15 protein-coding genes and 1 tRNA gene are annotated in these 24,497 nt (G+C 29.1%); 3 read left to right on the top strand and 13 right to left on the bottom strand.

Annotated elements, in window-relative coordinates; translation table 11 throughout:
* Position 1 precedes the first annotated feature (1 nt).
* The 11 genes from lpxA to rpsB form a co-directional block, all read right to left on the bottom strand.
* Positions 2-790: an acyl-ACP--UDP-N-acetylglucosamine O-acyltransferase gene (gene lpxA, locus FVIR_RS00325; protein ID WP_067497460.1), complete on the bottom strand. Its 789-nt coding sequence runs from the start codon at positions 788-790 to the stop codon at positions 2-4.
* A 4-nt stretch (positions 791-794) separates the two neighbouring features.
* Positions 795-1,247 carry a 3-hydroxyacyl-ACP dehydratase FabZ gene (gene fabZ / locus FVIR_RS00320; RefSeq protein ID WP_173636980.1) on the bottom strand — a complete coding sequence of 151 codons (453 nt, stop codon included), beginning with the start codon at positions 1,245-1,247 and terminating at the stop codon, positions 795-797.
* Between the two features lie 147 nt (positions 1,248-1,394).
* Positions 1,395-2,417: a UDP-3-O-(3-hydroxymyristoyl)glucosamine N-acyltransferase gene (gene lpxD / locus FVIR_RS00315; protein ID WP_067497454.1), complete on the bottom strand. Its 1,023-nt coding sequence runs from the start codon at positions 2,415-2,417 to the stop codon at positions 1,395-1,397.
* 3 nt (positions 2,418-2,420) lie between these two features.
* On the bottom strand, positions 2,421-2,918 hold the full coding sequence (locus tag FVIR_RS00310; RefSeq protein WP_067497451.1) for an OmpH family outer membrane protein: 498 nt from the start codon (positions 2,916-2,918) through the stop codon (positions 2,421-2,423).
* Between the two features lie 145 nt (positions 2,919-3,063).
* Positions 3,064-5,493, bottom strand: coding sequence for an outer membrane protein assembly factor BamA (bamA, locus tag FVIR_RS00305; protein ID WP_067497448.1), 2,430 nt, complete (start codon positions 5,491-5,493; stop codon positions 3,064-3,066).
* 1,324 nt (positions 5,494-6,817) lie between these two features.
* The gene (gene cdsA / locus FVIR_RS00300; protein ID WP_067497445.1) at positions 6,818-7,675 is read right to left on the bottom strand and encodes a phosphatidate cytidylyltransferase; all 858 of its coding nucleotides are present in this window, start codon (positions 7,673-7,675) and stop codon (positions 6,818-6,820) included.
* Between the two features lie 12 nt (positions 7,676-7,687).
* On the bottom strand, positions 7,688-8,449 hold the full coding sequence (ispU, locus tag FVIR_RS00295) for a (2E,6E)-farnesyl-diphosphate-specific ditrans,polycis-undecaprenyl-diphosphate synthase (protein WP_067497443.1): 762 nt from the start codon (positions 8,447-8,449) through the stop codon (positions 7,688-7,690).
* 1,319 nt (positions 8,450-9,768) lie between these two features.
* Complete coding sequence (frr, locus tag FVIR_RS00290) at positions 9,769-10,326, bottom strand: ribosome recycling factor (RefSeq protein WP_067497441.1); 558 nt, start codon at positions 10,324-10,326, stop codon at positions 9,769-9,771.
* 70 nt (positions 10,327-10,396) lie between these two features.
* Complete coding sequence (pyrH, locus tag FVIR_RS00285) at positions 10,397-11,122, bottom strand: UMP kinase (protein WP_067498616.1); 726 nt, start codon at positions 11,120-11,122, stop codon at positions 10,397-10,399.
* Positions 11,123-11,293: 171 nt separating this feature from the next.
* Positions 11,294-12,118 (bottom strand): translation elongation factor Ts, encoded by an 825-nt coding sequence (gene tsf / locus FVIR_RS00280; protein ID WP_067497438.1) that lies wholly within the window; start codon positions 12,116-12,118, stop codon positions 11,294-11,296.
* A 109-nt stretch (positions 12,119-12,227) separates the two neighbouring features.
* The gene (gene rpsB, locus FVIR_RS00275; RefSeq protein WP_067497435.1) at positions 12,228-12,953 is read right to left on the bottom strand and encodes a 30S ribosomal protein S2; all 726 of its coding nucleotides are present in this window, start codon (positions 12,951-12,953) and stop codon (positions 12,228-12,230) included.
* 325 nt (positions 12,954-13,278) lie between these two features.
* Here rpsB and map point away from each other — a divergent pair, with 325 nt between their 5' ends.
* The 3 genes from map (at position 13,279) to FVIR_RS00260 (ending at position 21,918) form a co-directional block, all read left to right on the top strand.
* Positions 13,279-14,073 (top strand): type I methionyl aminopeptidase, encoded by a 795-nt coding sequence (gene map, locus FVIR_RS00270; protein WP_067497432.1) that lies wholly within the window; start codon positions 13,279-13,281, stop codon positions 14,071-14,073.
* Positions 14,074-18,257: 4,184 nt separating this feature from the next.
* Positions 18,258-19,100, top strand: coding sequence for an NADPH-dependent 7-cyano-7-deazaguanine reductase QueF (gene queF, locus FVIR_RS00265; RefSeq protein ID WP_067497429.1), 843 nt, complete (start codon positions 18,258-18,260; stop codon positions 19,098-19,100).
* Positions 19,101-21,841: 2,741 nt separating this feature from the next.
* A tRNA-Met gene (locus FVIR_RS00260) sits at positions 21,842-21,918 on the top strand.
* Between the two features lie 1,954 nt (positions 21,919-23,872).
* On the opposite strand, the gene FVIR_RS02675 is transcribed toward FVIR_RS00260, so the two are convergent.
* Together FVIR_RS02675 and FVIR_RS02735 are read right to left on the bottom strand one after the other, a co-directional pair.
* Positions 23,873-24,073, bottom strand: a complete 201-nt coding sequence (locus FVIR_RS02675) for a hypothetical protein (RefSeq protein ID WP_158648149.1) — start codon at positions 24,071-24,073, stop codon at positions 23,873-23,875.
* Between the two features lie 288 nt (positions 24,074-24,361).
* The gene (locus FVIR_RS02735) at positions 24,362-24,487 is read right to left on the bottom strand and encodes a hypothetical protein (RefSeq protein WP_269447256.1); all 126 of its coding nucleotides are present in this window, start codon (positions 24,485-24,487) and stop codon (positions 24,362-24,364) included.
* Between the last annotated feature and the right edge of the window lie 10 nt (positions 24,488-24,497).

Here is a 24,497-nt window from a genome sequence, read left to right as displayed (position 1 = left end):
ATTAGCGGATAATACCGCGCTGAGATCGCGATAGAAAATCTAGAAAAATCTTCACTATCTGATGTTCTTTTGCTAACTTTTCTAGTTCTATCTTAGCCTCTTCAAGAGTTTTTCCACTACGATAAATAATTTTATAGGAGGCTCGTATTGCATGGAGTGCAGCACGATTGAAACCACGACGCTTTAGACCTTCAATATTAAGGCCGAAAGGTTTAGCATGATTGCCTTGAGCAATAATAAAAGGTGGCACATCTTGAGTGACACCGGAACAGCCGCCTACCATAACATGTTCACCGATAACGCAGAATTGATGCACTGCAGTCATACCTCCGATAATAGCATAATCATCAACTACTACATGACCACCAAGTGTGGCATTATTTGCCATGATACAATGGTTACCCACTATACAATCGTGGGCAATATGTGTATTTACCATAAGTAAATTATGATTACCGATTCGAGTAACTTCTCCACCTTGTATCGTGCCACGATGAATGGTCACACTCTCTCTAATCAGGTTATAGTTTCCGATTTCGATCCGAGTTGGTTCACCAATATATTTCAGATCTTGATTAACTTCGCCTAATGAAGCAAATGGATAAATCTGATTATTTTTACCTATGTATGTAATACCAGTAACTACTATATGAGACTTAAGTATTGTATATGCACCTATTTCGACTTGTGACCCGATAATACAAAACGGACCAATATATACGTCAGAATGGATGATAGCGCCGTCTTCTATAATAGCACTAGGATGTATAAAAGCTGATTGATCAATCACGTATTCAGGCTTCTCGACGACGGGCACACATCATTGATGCTTCACAAACCACTTCACTATTAACTTTAGCAACACCTTTAAAACGTGCAATGCCACGGCGCTCTTTAATAAATTCAACCTCAAGAATCATTTGATCGCCAGGCTGTACTGGACGTTTAAAACGTGCTTCGTTAATGACAGCGAAATAATAGAGTTCTCCTGGGACCAGTTTGCCTGCACTTTTAAACGCTAGAATACCTGTTGCTTGCGCCATAGCTTCCAGAATTAGTACACCAGGAAAAACCGGTTTTCCTGGGAAATGGCCCTGAAAAAATGGTTCATTAAAAGAAACATTCTTTATTGCTCGTAAGAACTTTCCTTTTTCAAAATCTAGTACTCGATCTACTAGTAAAAATGGAAAACGGTGAGGTAAAAGTTCTAATATCTCTTCAATACACAGAGTATGAGTGTCAGTAATCAAAATACTCTTCCTGTCTATAAAACGTTACATTAACAACATTACCTACTCTAATCCTAGTAAGATAAAATTAGCAGGTCTCGAATATAATAACTCTTAAGCCAATGGTATCGTGACGCGAATTATCCTCTATAAGAACAGGGTTGATTAGTTTTTTGCTAATTTTCGCTCAATAGCTTTTATCCGCTTACTTATATCACCAATATTCATAACTAATGTAGCGGTTTTTCGCCATTTTTTGTTTGGTTGTAACGGAACTCCAGAGGAATAGACACCAGGTTCGGTTATTGGACGCATTACCATACCCATACCAGTTACTGTAACTTTGTCGCAGATAGCTATATGACCATTGATAACGCTCGCACCACCAATCATGCAATAACGACCAATAGTCAGACTGCCTGCCATAATAACTCCGCCAGCGACTGCAGTGTTATCTCCAATAATCACGTTATGTGCAATTTGACACTGATTATCAATAATAACACCATTTCCGATACGAGTATCATCTAACGTACCCCGATCAATGGTGGTACAAGCGCCAATTTCAACTCGATCGCCAATGATAACACTTCCCAACTGCGGTATTTTGATCCAGTCACCACGATCATTTGCATAACCGAAACCATCAGAACCAATTACACTACCAGATTGAATCAAACAATTTTTGCCGATAGAAATATCATGATACACAGTGATATTTGCCCATAAACGCGTACCGGCTCCAATACGGGTACTTTTGCCGATAAAACAACCAGGGCCGATAATCACGTTATCCCCTAATGAAACATCGGCTTCAATTACAGCGTTAGCGCCTATCGAAACCCTTTTTCCTATAATCGCATCTGGCGAAATTATTGCCCCGATACCAATATCTTCGGTAGGTTTCGGTGTAGTATCCATCAACTGTGCCATACGAGCATAAGTTAGATAAGGATCGCTGACTACCAGCGAGGCACCAGTGAAGAAAGGCAAACTATCAGCAGTGAGCAAAACTGCTGATGCTTGACAAGAAGAGAGTTTTTCACGAAGACGTTTATCCGAGAGAAATGTAATCTGTCCCGATTTTGCGTTGCTCATAGAGGCAATACCAGTAATGATAATGTTACCATCACCATGCAATTGTGCATTTAATTGTTGTGCTAAATCAGCCAGTCGAATTGAAGACATGACCTACTTAACCTGCCTTAGAACGTTATCTGTAATATCTTTGGTATTTTTAAAGTAAGCTATAGCATTAGAATTAATTGTTATATCATAACCTTCTTTTATAGTTATATTCTTTACTACATCTCGAATATGACTTAGAATCTTATTATGTGTTTTTATCTGACTATAATGGCTATCCTGCTCAAATTCTTGCGCTTTTATAGAAAAAGTTTCGCGCTGTACTATAACTAATTTTTCTAGTAAGTTTTGCTTGCTAGTTTTTATTGTAAAACAATCACGTTGAAAACACTGTGTCTTTTTATTTAAATCACGTTCTATAGATTTTAGTTCAGTAGTTTGAATGCTACATGCATTTTTAAGTTTTTTAGCAATTGCAATGCGCTGAAGAAATTTATGAAAAATGCTGAAGATATTAACTACAACAATTTTATCAAAAGTTTCTTCAATGGTAGAGATGGCGAGTGCTAAATTTAAGTTTGTGGTATATAACCACTTTTTCACTATAAACTCCTTAAATGCTGTTTTTGTTTTGTTTTAATGTAAATCTATATAACGTTAAAAACGTATTTCATGTAATATATCTATATTCTATTGATGCTCTTGTGATCCTTATTATTTTCTTACCTACATATTACCTTATGTAATATTACCATGTTTTACCAATATTAAATTGAAATTGCTCTGACTTATCACCATCATATTTCTTGAGTGGTTGTGCATAAGAAAACACCAATGGCCCTATCGGAGATATCCATTGTAAAGCAATCCCGCTTGAAATACGGACATTTCCTGGATTGTTGTAGTTTGGAATACCAGCCGCATCGGTAGCGCTAGTATTTTTCCAGTTGGTATCCCAAACAGTTCCACTGTCGATAAACAATGAAGTTCGAACTGAGTGAGTAAATTTATTGCTAAAAAATGGCGTTGGTAAAATAAGTTCAGCACTAGCGATTGCTAGTGCATTACCGCCTATGGCATCGCTAGATTTATATACTGCACAATCACTATAGCGGATATTATTACTATTGCATTTATAATATGCTGCTTTTGGGCAAATAGTATTCGAACGAAAACCACGAACGGTATTAGAGCCACCTGCGTAGAAGTTATCGTAAAACGGCACATTCTTTCTACCTAGACTATCAGCATAGCCAGCACGAGCACGACCCATTATTACCCAGTTGCCATTTTTGCTAAGTGGAATATAATGATTGGTATCTAAAGTAATTTTATAATATTCATTATTAGATCCAGGCAACGCTACTTTACCAGTCAAGCTGGTATTTGAACCGACGGTAGGAAAATAACCTCGATCTAAATTGTTATAGCTCCAACCTATTGATAAAAAGAAATCATCGGCGCTGAAATTAGCGTTGTTATCTGTTTTATTTTTTTTCGTAGCTAATTTTTGGTTTATACCAACACTATCTAAATAACGCCATATTGTAACTTGTGGCTTCATATTACTTAGATTATCATGAACATAATCTAGGATAAAATTTAACGAATAGTTATCGCTTATTGGGAAACCTAGTGAAATACCTGCTCCGTAGCTACGCAGATCATAATCGGATAAATCTGCATCATCAGCGTTGAAATCATTATAGAAGATCTTCCCGCCTAGACTGATAGCATCCACTGTAAGATAAGGATTATTTATCGATAATCTAGAATAAGTCTGATAGTCATTCTTAGTTCCACTAAAACTAACAGAGTTACCGGTTCCTAGCCAGTTTTCCTGCTGAATACTGAACTGGAAACTGAGACCACTCTCAGTCCCAAAACCGACACCGACGTTTATGCTACCAGTATTTCTTTCTTTTACTTTATAAATAACATCTATTTTATCTGATGAATCGGAAACACGCTGAGTTTCTATATCTACCGCTTCAAAATAACCTAAGCGATTGAGGCGATCTTTACCCTGATTAATTAAATTACTACTAATCCAAGAGCCTTCCATCTGTCGTATTTCACGGCGTAGCACAGAATCTTTAGTAATGCTATTACCTTCAAAACTTATATATCGGACATAAAACCGTTTACCAGCATCGACGATGATATGTAATTTTAACGTTTTGTCCAAATTGTTTATTTCTAACTGCATCGCTACGTTTGGATAGACATAGCCATAACGACCTAGTAATTGCTTAATGTCGTTATCTATTTTTGCAATTTTAGTACCATTGTAAAGTTCTCCTAACTCTATCTTTGCTAAATGTTCAATTTCTTCAGAGTGTCCAGCCATGTTACCGTTAACTTCTTTACCAGAAAACGTATATTGTGAACCTTCAGTAATATTCATGGTAATATAAATGTTTTTTTTATCTGGAGTTAAGCTAATCTGTGTAGAATTAATAGTAAAACTTGCATAACCACGATCAAGATAAAAGTTTCGTAGGGATTCTAAATCGATAGCTAGTTTTTGTTTTTGATATTTCTGATTTCCCACTATATTCCACCACGGTACCTTGTCGTTCAGTTGAAAAAGTGATATGAGCTCATCGGTTTTGAAGGAGTTATTGCCAATAATATTGATTTTTTGAATTTTAGCTGAAACGCTTTCACTGAAAACCAGCGTTAAATTAACGCGATTACGAGGTAAAGACGTTACTATTGTCTTGATAGTGGTATTATATTTACCAAAACTATAATAGAAATCTTCTAGAATTCGTTCGATATTAGAGATATTAATGTAATCAAGAGCTTCACCTACCCGAATACCATTAGCATCTAGATTTTTTTTAAGTATATCTTCTTTCAAAGTTTTATTACCGGAAAAAGTAATACTAGCAATGGTTGGAATTTCCTTAACTTGTATAATTAGCGAATCTCTTTTATGCAATACTCGGATATCTTCAAAATTTCCGGTAGAAAAAAGAGAACGAATAGTATTTCCAATATCTTCATTTGTCGCTATATCACCAATACGGATTGGTATACTAAGCAATGCTGTACCAACAGAGACTCGTTTTAGTCCTTCAAAATGAATATCTTTTATTCTAAACCCATTTTCCCCATATACGGTGGTGCTGATACAAAGCAGCGACGCTATGAGCAACTTTTTCATTGCCATCGTAGTTGTGCGTTTTTCCTAACATAATCTCAGGCTATTATAACCTGAAGAAATCATTGAAAAGCTAGACCTATTAACAATTTTAGTAAGTATCAAGCTGATACAGCAATTAAAGTCATGCACTTATTCAAACATTAATACAAGCTCTACCTTAAATTTTTATCACAAGGAAGAGTAAATGGTCATTATCTAAAACTAGAAAAGAGAACGAATTGATAATATTGAAATTAAAACTGATTATTTCCTAATATTTATTAATAAATAATCATATTTCAGTGATATTCCTATACTATAAGCTATAAGCGATGGAAATCGACCTACTAAGATTATTTAGATTAATATCTAAATTATTAATTTGCATTAACATGCGTATCATCAGTAGCATTAGTTACCAAATTTTTGGTTGACCTAAATAAGTCCTGATAGGAATTATGCTAATAAATATTTTATTCCCTGATGACAGTTGGATTGTCTTCGATAAAATAAAAAAATAAATTCCTATTCTGGTTGTTAGCTAATTTACTACTAAATTTTAAAGTGATGTCTTTGTTTTAACCTTAGCGATAAATTTTAATCTTTAATTTTTAAATGAAATTATCCAGAATTATCGTATATTCGAATTAAAAGAACTGCACATGCTGTGTATAGTGATTAATTAATCATATATTTTAACGTTTTTATCATTGATTTAAAAAATTATCTTTTATCAATATTAATCTTAATTAAATTCAGTAAAACTTTAGATCAATGTACTAATCTAATAAGATAATACTTTATACAATGATCATATTTTGCTTATTTATATCAGCCTATCAAATATAGAAGAAAAACGTTAATCAGATATTTCAATGCTATCAACTAATTCAATTTCTATATTACAAATACATCTTTATCTTATACTGTGATAAAATAGGAGAGTGTTAGCTGATTGCTAGTCGATAGCTCGTGATATACCAATAAGAAATCTAGTTAAAAAAATAGAAAAAATTAAATATAGATCTAGTAGTAATGATTACAATATTATTTTAGACGGTTTTGTGGTTGAATTTCTCAATTTATTTTTCAAGTATAATGATATCTATTGTTTATTAAGTATTCTAATATAGATTCCAGAGGATAATACAATCATATATTATTGATTTATTGTATTAGTTCCACAATATGTGTTCGAAACTTATTTAAAAATTCTATTATAATGCTATAAAGTCGAGTTAGAAGGAATAACTAAATTTGTGCATTATAATAAAATACTTAATATTGCAATAAATACGATTAAAACCATAAAAACAGTATAACTATATCAGTATTCCTAATTATGATTTGATTAGATAATATTAAAGATAGGCAGTAACATCATACAAGCAAATATTGGCACTACGGCAGTTAGGCTATCTATACGATCTAAAATACCCCCATGACCTGGAATTAAATAACCACTATCCTTGATACCAGCTTCTCGTTTAAACATACTTTCAGTTAAATCTCCTAACACTGATATCAGCGTCGTCATAATCGAACATACCAATAATTTACGAGGTGTGGTTTCAAGTGGTGCATATTTAATAAAAAACCAGGAAATAACTATAGAGGTAATAAATCCTCCTATAAATCCTTCCCAGGTTTTACTGGGAGATACTTTTGGAGCCAGCTTATATCGACCCAGTGTATGACCGAATATGTAAGCGCCTGAATCTGAACTCCAAACTTGTACCATAATATACAATATCCACCAAGAGCCAGTGAAGTGATTGATAGTATAATGATACTGACGCAATGCCAACATCCCACAGAAGAAAGGAAGAATAGTAAGAATACCAAATACTAATAGAAGTAGCTTAGATTTATGCCATAGCATAGCAGAACGAGGATAGAACAATACTAATAACAGTGCTACTAACCACCAAATTAAAGAGATTAATAGGATATATTTTATTTTCCAGATAGTTATAAAAGGCTGGTAGCTTGGTATACTAAGCATTATTAGTATTAGTAATAAACTACATAGAATAGCGAACCAAATGCGCTGCTTGTTTGAATTTAGTTCTGCAAGTTTTCCCCATTCCCATGCGCTGAGAATACATACCATAAAAGTAAAAAAAGTAAAACCTATTGGGGGTAGTAAAAACAGTACACTAATAACAATAGGTATTAAGATAAACGCAGTAATTAGACGATACTTCAGAAAAAAATCTCCCTAGAATATAGAGGTATCATTAGATGGTGTTCCACCAAAGCGCCGTTTACGTTGAGAAAATGCATTCAGCGCACTTTCAAAAACAACATTGTTAAAATCTGGCCATAACACATCGGTAAAAAATAACTCTGCATAAGCAATTTGCCATAGTAAGAAATTACTAATACGATGTTCTCCTCCAGTGCGAATAACAAGATCTACCGGAGCTAGTTCATTCATACAAACTACCTGACAAAAAGTATCTTCATCTATTTGGTCAGGATGTAAGATATCTTCTTTTATCTGTATAGCGATTTGTCGTACTCCTTGAATAATATCCCAACGTCCACCATAATTTGCTGCAATATTAAGGGTTAATCCTTTATTATTACGCGTCAATTTTTCAGAGCGGTAGATTTGTTCTTGTAATTGCATACTAAAACGTGAAATATCGCCAATAACGCATAATCGGATATCATATTTGTGAAGACTTTTCAATTCACTATTTAGTGCTCGAATAAATAGTTCCATTAACGCAGAAACTTCTTGTCTGGATCGGTTCCAGTTTTCGCTACTGAACGCATATAGTGTTAATGCACTTAAATGGTGGTTAATAGCAAAACTTACCGCACGTCTGACTGACTTAATTCCAGCTTGGTGACCAAAGATACGTAATTTACCCCGATTTCTAGCCCAGCGGCCATTTCCATCCATAATGATGGCTACATGGCCTGGTAAACAGGGAGACGATGTTTTTATTTCTTGCTGATTTTCAGATAACATCGCGTTTATGTATTTCCTAACTGAAAATAACACAGTCTTACTGAAAAATAGAGTTTCAAATATATAAAACCGTATATACACACAGTCTGTAACTGATTATATTCAGCTGGTATTTATTAATTGGATAAAAAAGATTGTATCATTTATTTACTTAGTAAATAAAAATCTTCTGTTAGCTTAATTTTTATATTTGCTATTAATGGTTAGCATTTTATATTACTTAACTCAATTAGATTAATTCATTCTAATGATTACCTATTCATAATGGTGATATCAGTAAAATAAATATCAACTTATAAAATATCACTATCGTTACTCTATTAAAATATTAATCGTTTTCTTCTTAATCTATATCTAACTACACTAACTGGCATAAACGGTTAGTTTTTAGTAAGGATAGGATACGAAGTTTAATTATACAAATTTCAATGTAACGAGGTATAAAATTTAGTGCATAAATCTGAATAAAATTCGTTTAAGATATATGATTGTATAAGTGATAGATATCCACATACTGCAGAATTATAATTTTGTTATTATAATATTATTATTGTAATATATTTTAGAACAAACACTAAAGTAGTATAGCTGAATACATTAAAATATTGCAGTCATCGACTAATTAGAGTTCGAATAAAACTACTCTGGTATTACCAAAACTAGAACAGCGTCTAATAAAAGAAGTAATTAAAATCAGTAAATGTAAGCGTAACATATATGTTATATAGAAACCATTAATGTTAAAATAATTCATAAAAATACTAAAAGTATATTATGGTTACTATTAAGTGGATAATAGCCAGATATGATAGAATATGCTTTATTTATAAAGTAACTAGCTATAAACAAAATGGTTTTTAAGAGTTAGTAAAGAATCTACTTTCTGGTATATATTGTTGTAGAATCTTAATAAACCCAATAATATGCTGATATTAATCATTGCCATATCTACTGTTGATAGCTCATAATTCAAATAGCCTGGCATAATCATTATAGTAAAGATTAATCTTAAGCATTAATTTTTACTAATTTCATTCAACTTATAAGAACAGATAAAAATAGAAAGCTAAATAGCACCCTGTCGTTAAGGTAATGTTAACGACTGCTATCATTATTAGCGTAATAGCCTTTAATATGGTTATTACTATCTAGTATTATTAAACACTGTATAAAATTACTTTATATCTTTATGTAATAATACAAAGATATTATCTAGTTTAAAATAATAGTTATACTAAATTATAGTAACTTTTAAATATTTTATACTAAAAGTTTAATAATATTAAGAATCTAGTATGGTACTTTTATTCCTCTAGAAATTAAATCTCCATTAATTCTATTTCTTTTTTTTCTAAAATGTTATCAATTTTTTTTATCCAGACATTAGTTAGTTTCTGGATCTCATCTTGATAACGATGATCTTCATCTCCGCCAATAATTTTATCTTTTAATAAAGATTTTACTTTATCATTTGCGTCACGTCGTACATTTCTAATTAAAATCTTACTCTGCTCGGCTTCAGTGCGTACTACTTTTATTAATTCACGTCGACGTTCTTCAGTCAAAGGTGGCAACGGTACACGAATGACCGCACCAGCAGAAGAAGGATTAAGTCCTAAATCGGAGGCCATAATAGTTTTTTCTATCGCTGGTATTAACATACGGTCAAAGACAGTAATAGCCAAAGTACGAGAATCCTCGACAATAATATTAGCAAGCTGGCGTAGCGGTGTTATCTGACCGTAATAGTCAATCTGAATACTATCAAGCAGATTTGGGGAAGCGCGGCCTGTACGGATTTTGCTAATATAATTTTTGAACGTATCAACGCATTTTTCCATGCGAATTTCGGCATACTTACGGATTTCGTTAATCATGCTATTAATCCCTGCGATTTAGTCATCCAAGTAGACTATGATAATTGGTTAAAATTAGCTCTATTATATATCACTTAGTAATCAAAGTTCCTTCTTTATTACCAACAACTACTCGCCGTAATATACCAGGCTTGTTTATATTAAACACATGTATCGGTAAATGGTGATCTCGTGCTAAAATAAAAGCAGCTAGATCCATAACTTTTAACTCTTTCTTTAGTACGTCATCATAGCTTAATTGATCGTAAAGTATAGCGTTCGGATATTTTAGCGGATCAGCGGAAAAGACACCGTCTACTTTTGTCGCTTTTAGTACGGCTTCAGCTTTGATTTCAATACCACGTAAACAAGCAGCAGAATCGGTCGTAAAGAAGGGATTTCCTGTACCAGCAGCGAAAATTACGACATGGTTATGACGTAATAAACTGACAACTTTAGTCCAGTTATAATTATCACAAATACCGTTAATCTGAATGGCCGATATAAGGTGAACATTAACATAATCGCGATGTAATATATCACGCATTGCTAAACCATTCATTACAGTTGCCAGCATTCCCATATGATCTCCTATCACACGATTTATGCCAGCTTTTGCCAACTCCGAACCACGAAATAAGTTACCGCCACCGATAAGTACACCTACTTGAATACCCAAATCTACAAGTATTTTTATTTCTTTAGCTATTCGATTTAAAACACTAATATCAATACCAAAACCTTTATTTCCTTGTAAGATTTCACCGCTCAATTTAAGCAGAATACGCTGGTAAATAGGTTTTGTATTAATTGCTATTTCATTTTTTCTTTGAAGGAATTTTATAGGATTAAATCGAACCATTATCGCATCCAGATGATGAGTATAGGGTACGGCTATCTGTTGTTCTATTTAATAATATTTTACTAAGTAGATTGCTTGCGTTTAATTTAAAATTAAGATTACTTGCATATTGCAACTGCTTCTCTTTTATGAAATCGACTTTGAACTTTTTAACTCTTCGCCTACTTCAAAACGGATGAAGTTTTTAATTTTAGCATTTTGTTTTTCTAGAATATGACCAATAGTATTGCTTGGATCCATTATAAATTGCTGTCCAATTAAAGAAATTTCGTTAATAAACTTATTCATACGACCTTCAACTATTTTCTCGGCAATTTCACGTGATTTGCCAGATAACATGGCAATATCGAGTTGAATTTTATGTTCGCGAGCAATAACGTCTGCTGGAACATCATTTTTATTGATATATTCCGGTTTTCTAGCTGCTATATGCATAGCGATGTGTTTTATAAGTTCATTTTCGGTGTTGGTAGTAGAAACTATGACACCAATTCGCATGCCGTGTAAATAAGAACCGATCATATCTCCTGTTAGAAAGCCTAATCGACGGATATTGATATTTTCGCCAATTTTAGCTACTAGTGCAGCACGCTGTTCTTCAAATTTAGATCGAAGGGTTTCGATGTTAATGATGTGCTTATTTAGAGCAGTAGTGATAATCTCATCACTAAACGCCTTAAAGTCACTATTATTAGCAACAAAATCTGTTTCACAATTTAGTTCTGTAATAATACCATATTTTTTATTTTGAGCAATTTTAATTGAAACGATACCTTCTGCTGTGATACGATTCGCTTTTTTAATAGCTTTTACCTGACCAAATTTACGCATATTATCGATAGCTAGTTCAAGATCACTTTTAGCTTCAATAAGCGCTTTTTTGCATTCCATTATACCTGCACCAGTACGTCCACGCAATTCTTTAACTAGAGCAGTAGTAATATCAGCCATTATTTTTCCTTATCATTCTGTGTTGGAAAGAGATAAAAAGCTAAATAATAGACTCTCTAACCAACATATTTAAAATTTAGTTAATAACAGTTCTTAGAATTATACCTTATTATTCAGACTCTATGAAACTCTCTTCAATCCTTTCTAATAAATCCTGAGAACAACCTTCACGCACGGTATTAGCAACAGCAGTTAAATACAGATTAATTGCACGAATAGCATCGTCATTACCTGGAATAACAAAATCTACATTATCCGGATTAGAGTTAGTATCAACAATAGCAAAAACTGGAATACCAAGATTATTGGCTTCATTAATAGCAATGTGTTCATATTCAGCATCGATAACAAATAAAGCGTCCGGCAAACCACCCATATCCTTGATACCACCTAGGCTATTTTCTAACTTGTCCAGTTCACGAGTACGAATCAGTACTTCTTTCTTGGTTAGTTTCTCAAATGTACCATCATGAGATTGACTTTCTAAGTCTTTTAAGCGTTTGATTGACTGACGAACTGTTTTCCAGTTGGTTAACATACCACCTAACCAGCGATGGTTAACGAAGAACTGATTGCAGCTGATAGCTGCTTCTTTTACTACTTCGCTTGCAGCGCGCTTTGTTCCAACAAATAAGATTTTACCTTTACGTGAAGCAATTTTTTTTATCTCGGTTAAGGCATAGTAAAATAAGGGTACAGTTTTTTCTAGATTAATAATATGAACTTTATTACGAGTACCGAAGATGAATGGTTTCATTTTTGGATTCCAGTAACGAGTCTGGTGACCAAAATGCACGCCAGCTTGGAGCATGTCACGCATAGAAACAGTTGTCATGATAAACCTCTATGTCTATATATTGTAATAACGCTTTTATATATCTTATTTAGTATCTTAAATCTTGCAGAAAATCACCGCATCACATATACTGATACATGTTATTTAATAATATTTAGTAGTATGGTTTAATTTTTCTTTAGCAATTGATGTGCTAATTAAAAAGTATTATTACCCATTCAATACCCTTTATATCATAAACATAAATAATGAGCAAATCTACTGAATATTTTCTTAAGCTTATGTAAAACCAATATCATTAGCTTAATTCGCTAGTTTAGCTTTTACTATTATTAACCTCATTTTTGACTTTGGATTTTTAAAAATGGCTATTCCTATCAAAACAGCAGACGATATTGCAAAAATGCGTATTTCTGGTCAGTTAGCTGCTAGAGTACTAGAAATAATTGAACCTTATATTAAACCAGGCATTAGTACTGGCGAATTAGACCGTTTGTGTCATAAATATATTACAGAGAAACAACAAGCCGTTTCTGCATCACTTGGTTATCAAGGTTTCCCAAAATCAGTATGTATTTCAGTCAATGATGTTGTATGTCATGGCATTCCAAATGATGAAAAAAAACTTAAAGAAGGTAATATTTTAAATATTGATGTCGCAGTTATCAAAAATGGTTTCTATGGAGATACATCAAAAATGTTCATTGTTGGAAAACCAACCATCCTCGGCGAACGATTATGTCGGGTAACAAAAGAAAGTCTATATCTAGCAATTCGTATGATTAGGCCTGGCATTCGTTTACGAATGCTAGGTAAAGCGATTCAAAAATTTGTTGAATCAGAAAATTTTTCGGTAGTTCGGGAGTATTGTGGCCATGGTATCGGTGAAGATTTTCATGAAGAGCCTCGGGTATTACATTATGACGCTGACGACGGCGGTATAGTTTTGAAACCAGGTATGGTGTTTACTATTGAGCCAATGGTAAATGCTGGTGATTACCATATCCGTATAATGAAAGATGGCTGGACTGTAAAAACTAAAGATCGTAGCTTATCTGCACAATATGAACATATGGTTTTAGTTACTGAAGATGGCTGTGAGATCATGACGTTACGCACCGATGATACCTTACCGACAGTAATTCATCACTTGAACTAGCATAGTTTAGAGTATCAAACTGGTTGAATACCGAGAATGATCAATTCTTTGTCTTAAAATAAACCATAATTAAATAGGTTTATTTTTTAACTACCTTGTTTTTTAGGAAAAGTTTTATTTTTAGATAAAATTCATTAATTTATTTATATTTTTTCCGTGCTATCCGATTTTCTTATTTATTCGAATTGCATTCGAAAATAGAATACTTTAAAAAGTACTATTAAGTAAAAATTATTTAGCTTTTTATTTAAAGCAATTTTTATAATTATCTATGTTAATTTAATTTATGTAATTCGATACTCGAAAATACTACTTTATGTAGCTTCTCAAAACTCGAACGCTGTTTAAACGTATTATATATTTAATAAAGTGATAGAATGTATTTTTCTACTTTAATAAATAGCATAGTCTAACTTCATATTTTGTTAAATCTAACAGATTCAATGATAGAATTTAATTTCTATATTATCTACTGTGTATTGAGTAATTTTTTGTTTATAGACTAGTGAAAATCATCACTAATTAATATTATCTATGTTATTTATAAAAAAACAGTACAACGATAATCTAGGCTTATTACCAGAAATATTTTGAAATTTTATCGTTATATGATTTTTTGATCTTAATAAGTTATGTTTTTATTTTAATTACTACTAACAGTATGATATCTAAAACATAGACGTTTTAGAAAATTTCGTTAAAAAACTAAACTAAAATCATCTGTATTATCTACTGCGCTTAACTTGAGTTGACATTTCACCACTTATTATACATGAAAGGAAATATATTATAACTACTGCTAGATAGTAGTGGCACTGTTATATATAAAAAAGTGATCGAAAAATAGTGTTTTATAAATCTCAGAATTTTAAGCTACTTCCGTACTGATTATTTTATAGGATACAGCAGATTAATTTAAAAATGCACGAAAAATTTTTATAAACTTAGATAATATTACTATAAATATTTTGGTATTTAAATAAATTGGCAGTTCATTTTACCTAATTTTGTCTAATTTTATATCAAATAACGCTTAAAATAACATAGTTTGGGATTACTACTGTTATCTAATAAGTATTCTATATCTTATTTTTTAAACTACATCATTTCAACATAGATATCTTAGTTGTGTTTTATCTTCGATTATAAACCATTATAGCTATTAGCTATAATGGTACTTGATTAGTTAAAGTAATTTAACTCTTCAATAAGGTTTTTATTGGTCTAAGTATTTTTTATAATTTCGCATTAAATTGAATCGTGTAATATACTCCGAAATGTAGCAATGCTTGATAGAGATACTTAACCTAAATAATAAAAAATGTGATACAAGTAAATTTAACTCTTATTCATTCAATAGATAATACAAAAAATACAATTATTTCAGTAAATTATTGAAATTAATTTCAAGAAATTTAGCATAATTATGCTTACAAACGTTAGTACTGCCATACAAAATACTGTGAATTAAGTTATTGTTATCATTGATAGTAATAAGCTGTGTGTTTCGGAAAAAATCAATGGCAAATAGGCTACTCATCAGTGCTTAAATAAAAGCAATACTGCTTTTCATTTTGCATTGCCGATAATCGGCTAATAAAAATAACGAAATGTACTTTTTGATAAAATTCCAATAAAATTTTAGTTTGGAAAGTTAGAATTTCTAATATAGAAAGCTTCTGCGTTGTTCCCTCTTTTCCTCAGTTAGTATATAAAAGTATATAACAAGATTTCTATATTGTCATAATACAGTCTTATATCATCTTATATTAATATCATTTCTTATATGGATTAAGGTAACATAGTAGATATTCAGTTATAGTTGGCTCTTGTGTGCAGATTGATAAAATGTTCATCTATTTTCTAGCTTAATATTGATGGTTTTCTAGAATTACTATAGGCTAATCTTACCATCATAGATGGATAATTGTTTCATCAGTATTCGATTAGAAGTTATTGAGATTGGGTTATTTTAAGAAAAGTTTTAGTTATTTCCATAAGCGTATTTTATTGGAAAGAGTGCTAAAAATTTATAATAACGAGATTGGTGAAGTATATTGTAGTTACGTGCTAACTGTTATTAATAGTAATATCTGGTATATCTACTTTATGTAGATGGAAAATGTATTATATATTGTGTAATAATTAAAAATTAATACTAGAATATAATAAAATTGGTATTAATAAACTAATATCTATTATAAATTAATATTATTTGTAGCAGAAACATTCAAATTTAGTCAGTATTATAATAAATTTTCTATCTGTAAATTGAAGTTAATTTAGTGCATAAATCATCATAATTTTATCTATGCCTTATATTAAAAAGGAATGATTATATACAACAATCTAAAATATTAGCATGTTAATTATACTATACTAAGGTAGTATAATGCGTGCTAAAAAATAATAAGGATATCTTAGAAATTTATTTCTATTAAAAATATCTTATTAAAGACGTCATATTTAAATACTAATAGTAACGTAGAATTATAGTATTAGATTCTATAATAAAAGAATGTCGAAAAATTAATTTACTATAAGATAAAACTAGTATTTAAGGATATAATTTAAATAGATTTTATATCTAAAAGCGTAGTAACCAATAATTTTTAGAGTAAAGTCAATCTAGAAAGATTTATCTTTTATAAATAAAAGATATAAATAAACAGCTAGGTCTATTATAGATATAAGATCAGTGAAGTTTTACTTGTAAAATTAATATGATAATTACTTAAAACTCTTATTGAAAATTAAAAAAGACATACTGAAGATACAGTCACCTTAATATAATCACTTATAATAAATATATCCTTTATCTTAAAGATATCATAGTTACTATTATTAATTGCTAAATACAACAAAGCTAAATCGCATTTTCTTTCATCTGCTAGAATCTCGGAAAGATATTATCTTAATTACTTTATATGTTTTATTATTTTATTTTAACTAGAATATTTTTATTTTACCGAAATTGTTAATTTAAAATTTTCATCTATATCAAATATTAATTTATATTCGATCTTTTTATATCTAGATTAAAATAGTAACTATTGTATACTATTTATTTATTTTATTATCTCAAATTTTTAAATTATCTTGTAAAAAACCTCGTAAAAATTAATATCAGTGTAAATAGATTCTATTCCAATATATTGTTTATTATTTATCTCACAGTGCTTTTATTATAGTTCAACTAATCAATTGATAACAAAAATTTCCAATAATGAAACGATTTAATGCCGCGATATTTGTATATCGATAAAGAATGAATCTGTGATAGAAAAACTGTGCATACCAACATCTATACTTATTAAGTTAGATAACTATTGATAGGTTTATTTATATAAATTACCTGATCTTTTCTAAAGATAGAAATTTATTTTTATAATTAATAAAATATTAATTATATGTATAAAACTTAAAAATCATGTTATTCATTGTAATTATGTTTATTATAAAGTTATTATTTAATAATATAATATTATCTATCTTAATCTTGATAAGATTTATACTAGCATTATGTAATTTGTTAATTTTTGTAGATTGGTTGCTATACTAACTTTTTAAATAAACTATTCATGTAGTGTAATCTTGATTTAGTAGGAAAATTTATTTATTAAGTTGATAAAATCAATTGAACTATATTCCTGAACATAGTGGTAAAGATAAAATAGATTGATAAATCTTGAGATAGAGAAAAATACTTAATAAGTTATTATTTTGATTTTATTTTTACTAAAAAATTTTTCAAGGTTAACTTATTTAAAATAAAGATATTTTCTGCATGAATTTTAAATATTGCTTATAAACGACTGCATAATCAGATATAAATTTTTTATTTACTTGAAAATTTAATTTAATTTATATTTTTATAGCTTTATAAAAATCACTCTTCAATATAACTATTAATTACTGGTATATCACATGTCTTATTTTATATTATTTAAATAGATTGCTAATATATCTCGTTGTTGTTACTATTTATAATACAAGAAAGAAAGCATAATAAACTGTAGTTTGCTAACGAATAAATTTCTACTATATTAATCACTAGCTTTAATATAAAACTAGAAAAATACTTCTGGTATTAGAAGTACACCTGGTCTCTTTTATCTTTTTCATAACTTTGTACGATAAACTACGTCTAGTGTAACAATAAAATTAAAAAGGTAAACACTGTGATGTATAATAATCAGTATCAATATTTAAAATCGTTAACACTTGGAAAACCAACAAAATATCAGGAGTGCTATAATCCCTCATTACTTCAAACGGTACCGCGTTCTTTTAATCGAGATTCTTTGGGGCTGAAGACGACAAAGTTACCATTTCACGGTGCTGATATTTGGACCTTGTATGAACTTTCATGGCTTAATAACGCAGGATTACCCCAATTAGCAATTGGGGAAGTTTCTTTCAATGCTACGAACACTTATCTAATTGAGTCAAAGAGTTTTAAATTATATTTAAATAGTTTTAATCAAACCTGTTTTCCCTCTTGTGAGGCAGTTCGCATTCGCCTTTCAGAAGATTTGTCTCGCTGTGCTAACGGCGAAGTACAAGTTATTTTACGAACACTCTCTGATTTTGCTAGAAGTCCAATATTGGATTTTGATGGTGAATGTATCGATAATCAACCTATTTGTATCAATAATTATACTTTAACTAATAGATACTTAGAAGGTGCTTCCAGTGGATCAGTAGTTAATGAAATATTAGTAAGTCATTTATTAAAATCCAATTGTCTTATTACCCATCAACCAGATTGGGGTTCAGTACAAATCCGTTATCAGGGAAAGTGTATTGATCGTGAAGCGCTACTGCGTTACTTAGTTTCCTTTCGTCAACATAATGAATTTCATGAACAGTGTGTAGAACGAATTTTCTGTGATTTGATGCATTTTTGCCATCCTAAAACTCTAACAGTTTATGCTCGTTATAATCGCCGAGGCGGATTAGATATTAATCCTTGGCGTAGCAATATTCATTTTTCGCCAGAAACCGGACGCCTTGTGCGACAATAATATCTTTATCGAGTAACCCTTAGTCATAAGAGTAGTAATTTTTTAATTAACTTTAAAATTAGTTTATTAAATTGTAATCTGATAAAGAATATTTATCTTGGTATTATATGCTGAATACTAGTTTTAGTAATTGGATATTATTGTAATAATTCTTTATTATAATTCAATATGATAAAAATATTCTAATTATATATTAGCTCATTTAAATCTATATTGAAATTGTAGTATTACAAAAGCAATTTAATCGATGAAAATAATTCTAAAATATGCTAATTTTTATAACTGAATTCAAAGAAAGAATTGAAATACTAAATTCTAATGCTTCGACCTGAGAGAATAATATCTATATTAGTGACTGTTAGATACTGTTAGTAATACAGCATTTACTATTACTATTATTAACTATGTTTTCTATTATTAAAAATAATAGTTATCTGCTGATAATGCTTTCTCCTTATACCAAAATTTGCTTAATAATATAACCAACTTTTTTGTTTATAATTTATTTCTATTAGAATCTAGTCTAGATAATTTTCGTACACTGAAGGTAACAACTATTTACCATCTTATAGCCGTTGGTAAAACAATTTTCATTTATTGATAACGTATTGATAAGTATCTATGATTGATTCGAAAAGAAAAATATATTATGTATTATCGTAAAATGGTTATCTTTATAATCAAAAAAAATATACAATGTATCTTATAATATTTAAAATAAACTTATATGATATTGAGTTTGATTTAGATACTATAATTTTTAAGTTAGCTACATGGAAATAAGAGGAATATATTACTAATATAGCAGGTATTGATGTGATTCAATTTACAAAGTAACAGGTAGCGAAACAGCTTTTTTAAAAATATTTAATAAATAAAAAGTAAACTACATGGGAAAACATAGACTATCACATTTAACTTTTCATATCAATAACGGGGAAGTACTATATATCTATTTATCCTTATGTGTAAAATAAAAAATATCCGATGTAATCTTCTTTCTAATATTAGAAAAATCAGATTATTATTAAAAAATAAAAGTAATAATATAAAATAACATTATTCATAATATTCAGTATTTTATACGTAACACATTAATTAAAAAACAATATTTATATTGTCAATAAATATACTCCCAAATAAAATCTGGCAGCATCAGGCAATATAAACTGTTTAAAATACTACGCTAGTAGTAGTTATCTCTTCGCCTTTTAAGAAAAGGTAAAAATTATCAGATTGTAAATACTTAATACTATAAATCAGTTTTTAACTATGATATTTTAGCTCACTTATCGATAAAATTAAATTATAAGAAAAAAATCATTAAATACTAGACCATTTGCTTTTATGTAATTTTATTACTTAAAATACTTTTAAGTAACCTTGTACTTTTCTACAACTAGATCATAAATAATTTTAACTATATCCACCACCTAAATTTGTGTAATTCAAATACAATTACTAGTATTATTTACGCATATAATCAGAATTATATATAATTAATAATTGCTATTACTATATAGGTAGTAAAAAGAGCATTGCTATTCTATATCTTTTAGAATTAAACAGTCATAGTAATTATGATAGCTAACGAAATGATTTACTTTTTAAACTAATACTCTAATATATAGAGAAATATTAAATTTTTAATAGTAAAATTAATGTGTAGACTATATTAAAGAGATAGTTCATATTGTCATGAATTTATCTTTTTATCTAGTAGCAGTATTTGTACTAAGATATCAATCCTAGTCAGGATAAATAAAAAATCAGATGTTACAGTTACTTACACTACTAGTAATATTGCATTTGCTTTTACTGTTATAAAAGAAATAGGTTATTGAAAAATAAAAACAATGGATTTTTATTTAAGTAACTTATAAACTTCATGTTTGCTATTCATATCAATCTAATATCGAATAACTTACATTAACATATTCTTCCATACTACCTCGCTGTGATCAATAAGGATATTGTAATTCTATTTTAACCGATAATTATTATCGAAATATAAAAACCGCTACCTTAAATTTCTATAATAAAATTATCTATTAGATAGTTAATTATGACGATAATTAGAATATTATACAGAACAGTACTATGGAATTTAATACAGAGAGAAAAGAAACATACTCTATTTATAATAGTATGTTTCTTTATTACTGATTTAAAGTAAGCAGATAATAATTAGTCAATTACATATTGCCATAATTATCAACTAATCCATTTGATAAACTTTCATATTATGTTATTTAAACTAAAACATATCGTCACCGATCTATAAAAAACTCTAAATAACATTAAAAATCGTTTTGATTTCAACTAAATATTATAATAAAAGTATATTTCTTTAAAAGAATTCGATAAGCATAATTCTTTATATTAATTAGTTTTCTAATAACATTAGTTATATTGATTAACATCATTGATTAAATAAGTTGACTATCTTTATACTGTTATTTACAATTAATAAAAGAGATAAAATCAGTATATAGTAATACATATATCACTGATAATCAGATGGTTTACTACTGTTTTTCATAAAATCTTATCGTAGTTAAATAGTAATAGTAAACGATAGAAAAATTTCTCTAAAAATTAGATTTATTATTTAAACTCAATAAGTGATCAATAATATTTTGAATATTTTAATAAAAAGTGAATAAATATTATAAGAACAGAATTTTTTTTAAAAAAAAGTTGCATAAAAATTAATAAAGAGTATACTATGCTCTTATAGACGCGGGGTGGAGCAGTCTGGTAGCTCGTCGGGCTCATAACCCGAAGGTCGTCGGTTCAAATCCGACCCCCGCAACCAATTTTAAATAGTTTTACTATAGTTGGTTATATCTTGTTCCTTTTATATAAAGGACTAAATTAATAGATTCTCCTATCTTTTTTATCTTCGTTAATGGCTATGTTTTAATGTTTATTATATCTGATATAAATTACAGGAATATAATTATGTTACCGTACTGATTTGATCAGTTCATATTAAAGTGCTACAATAGCAAAGTAATATATTTTCTAGTATTTAAACCAATCTCATTCCTTTAATGAATGAGATTGGTTTTTATTTCTACATAAAAATAAATCAGCATCATATTCATTTCATGTAGTTATAAAAACAGATATAAAAATCTAGATTTAATATATTAGTCAGAAATCTATTTTTCTAACCTATCTAAATCGTGTTTAGAAAAAACTAAATACTTATTCTATTTAAATTTTTTAAATATCGTATCGTGATGTAGCTATATTTATAGTTTGAATTAGACATTTTAAATTGCACTAAGATTCAATCTGTTTATATTGAGTAAACCTAGTCAGATAAGTACCAATAACAGTAAGCAAATAATTAATTTATTATTTATATTATTAATTTAATATCAATTTATAGATAGATAGGAATTTTAATAAATGATATATTGACACTAGCTAACTTCACATTATTTTAAAAGAATACTCTTAACATATTTGTTCTCTTTTTTTTTGAACTAGAAGGTATCGACTTAAATTAAAAACTATTTAAGATATAAGATAAACTTGTTAGAGATTCTTGATCTAAAAATAGTATTTATGATTAAAATAGATTACAATTATATATAAATATATACTAGCTAATATAACTTAATTATACTCAATAGCTAGATAGATCTTATTCTATGCATAAATGGACATTATATAAAATTATTTTAATTTAAGTGTATTACCCTCTATAATAGGTCTTTTACTACCTTAAAACTAGCTATTTATTATTTGTAATTTTATAAATTTAATACAGAAAGAACATATAAAATTTTATGTAAAAGAAAATAAATTGAATAGAGAAAATTATTAAAAATATCATAAAAATAAAATAATATAGAATTATAATAATAACTCATAAAAGAACATTTTTGCAGATTTTTTGTGATTTTCTATATTGTTCTTTTATTGATGTACATATATAAAAATTCATTGTATTAAACAATAATGCTATTACAAATAGTATAAAATATACTATGTCAATGACACATTTCAGCGAAGCGCTTATAATTTTATTAATACTTAACTTTTTGGTAAACAAAAGTATAAATTACTGTTATAATAGTAGTTAAATTAACTGTTACTGTTTAATTTTTTCAAAGTATTGGTTATCGCTGATAGTTTTAATCTTATCTCAAAAATAGAAACGTAGATAATAATCAAATTAGTTGAAGACTAAAAATATTACCTTTTTATTATCAAAAAGATAATTAATTAAGATATAATATTATTTATGAACTATTTCTAAAAAGTTATCAGAAAGATATTGATTAATTAGAAATATATACTGATAAACATTTCAATGTTATTTATTTTCTATATGATAGAATATAAGTTAACTACGTTAACTTCAATGAAATATTGTTGATGTATGTTGCTGAACAAGCATAACAAATGGAATTAATAAAATTCTAGTAATTAATCTTATAATATACGATGATTACTGAGAAAAAACACTAGTATACATTACAATCTAACAGGTAACTATATTTGAAAATTTCAAACGTATTGAATTAGTGCATTTTTATGTTTGAAGTGGCAGTTAATCATTCCATAATACCGCTTCTCTGTTCTGTTTTTTAGAAATAGCATATTTATTATATCATCGATAGAATAAAAAGAGAGCTAATCATATATTCGAGTCACAGCAGTATATAGTAACTCTCGGGTTAATATCGACAAGATTTAATTAGGTGATACTAGCGCTATATGCTGGTACTCTGATCCCTGAGATTTATGCACTGTTATCTCAAAAAGGCTTTCTCATGTTTCGGCAATTGATTTAATGGTATCATTCGGCAAACAAAAATACACACACAATGTCTTTTATTTTCTTGAAATAGAAGACCAATATCGCCATTGCATAAACTAAACCATAGTACATCATAAATGATCATCATTGGCTGACCAGTATATTTACGATCGATATTATTAAATGTGAGCAATTTATCTTATTTCAAAGCTTGTTCAATATAATTATTAAGATCAGTAACTCCAAAAATCTTTCACGTAGTACACATAGTAATTAAAAACGGTTAAAAGCGGATAAAATAGCAGGTAGTATATCATGGTTTTATACTTTTTACAAGTAGTCTCGATAATTGTTAACATAGTCATCCAATAAATGCTGATGTTCTATCACCTTATGAAATGATATATAATTTATATATGGAAATGCATCAGCTTTTAACAATGATAATACATTTTACTGTCACCAGCGTTAATCACGTTAGCTAATTGGCTAATGCCGAAATACTCATTAAAACGGTAATTTTTAAAAGCAAATATAGACTATCTGTAATACGATAATTATTACTATGTTCGCTTACTGGTAACGTAAAATCTGTTAACCGTACCAACTATGAACGC

It is taken from the genome of Candidatus Gullanella endobia (assembly GCF_900048035.1).
GTDB classification, from domain to species: Bacteria; Pseudomonadota; Gammaproteobacteria; order Enterobacterales; family Enterobacteriaceae; genus Gullanella; species Gullanella endobia.
Note: the sequence above shows the minus strand (reverse complement) of the source record. Positions and strands in the feature narration are given on the sequence as shown.

Excerpts from the sequence above, each read along its gene's own strand:
- tsf (WP_067497438.1), bottom strand. The coding sequence starts at position 12,118 with ATGGCTGATATTACTACTGCTCTAGTTAAAGAATTGCGTGGACGTACT.
- rpsB (WP_067497435.1), bottom strand. The coding sequence starts at position 12,953 with ATGACAACTGTTTCTATGCGTGACATGCTCCAAGCTGGCGTGCATTTT.
- bamA (WP_067497448.1), bottom strand. The coding sequence starts at position 5,493 with ATGGCAATGAAAAAGTTGCTCATAGCGTCGCTGCTTTGTATCAGCACC.
- ispU (WP_067497443.1), bottom strand. The coding sequence starts at position 8,449 with ATGTTATCTGAAAATCAGCAAGAAATAAAAACATCGTCTCCCTGTTTA.
- map (WP_067497432.1), top strand. The coding sequence starts at position 13,279 with ATGGCTATTCCTATCAAAACAGCAGACGATATTGCAAAAATGCGTATT.
- queF (WP_067497429.1), top strand. The coding sequence starts at position 18,258 with ATGTATAATAATCAGTATCAATATTTAAAATCGTTAACACTTGGAAAA.
- frr (WP_067497441.1), bottom strand. The coding sequence starts at position 10,326 with ATGATTAACGAAATCCGTAAGTATGCCGAAATTCGCATGGAAAAATGC.
- lpxD (WP_067497454.1), bottom strand. The coding sequence starts at position 2,417 with ATGTCTTCAATTCGACTGGCTGATTTAGCACAACAATTAAATGCACAA.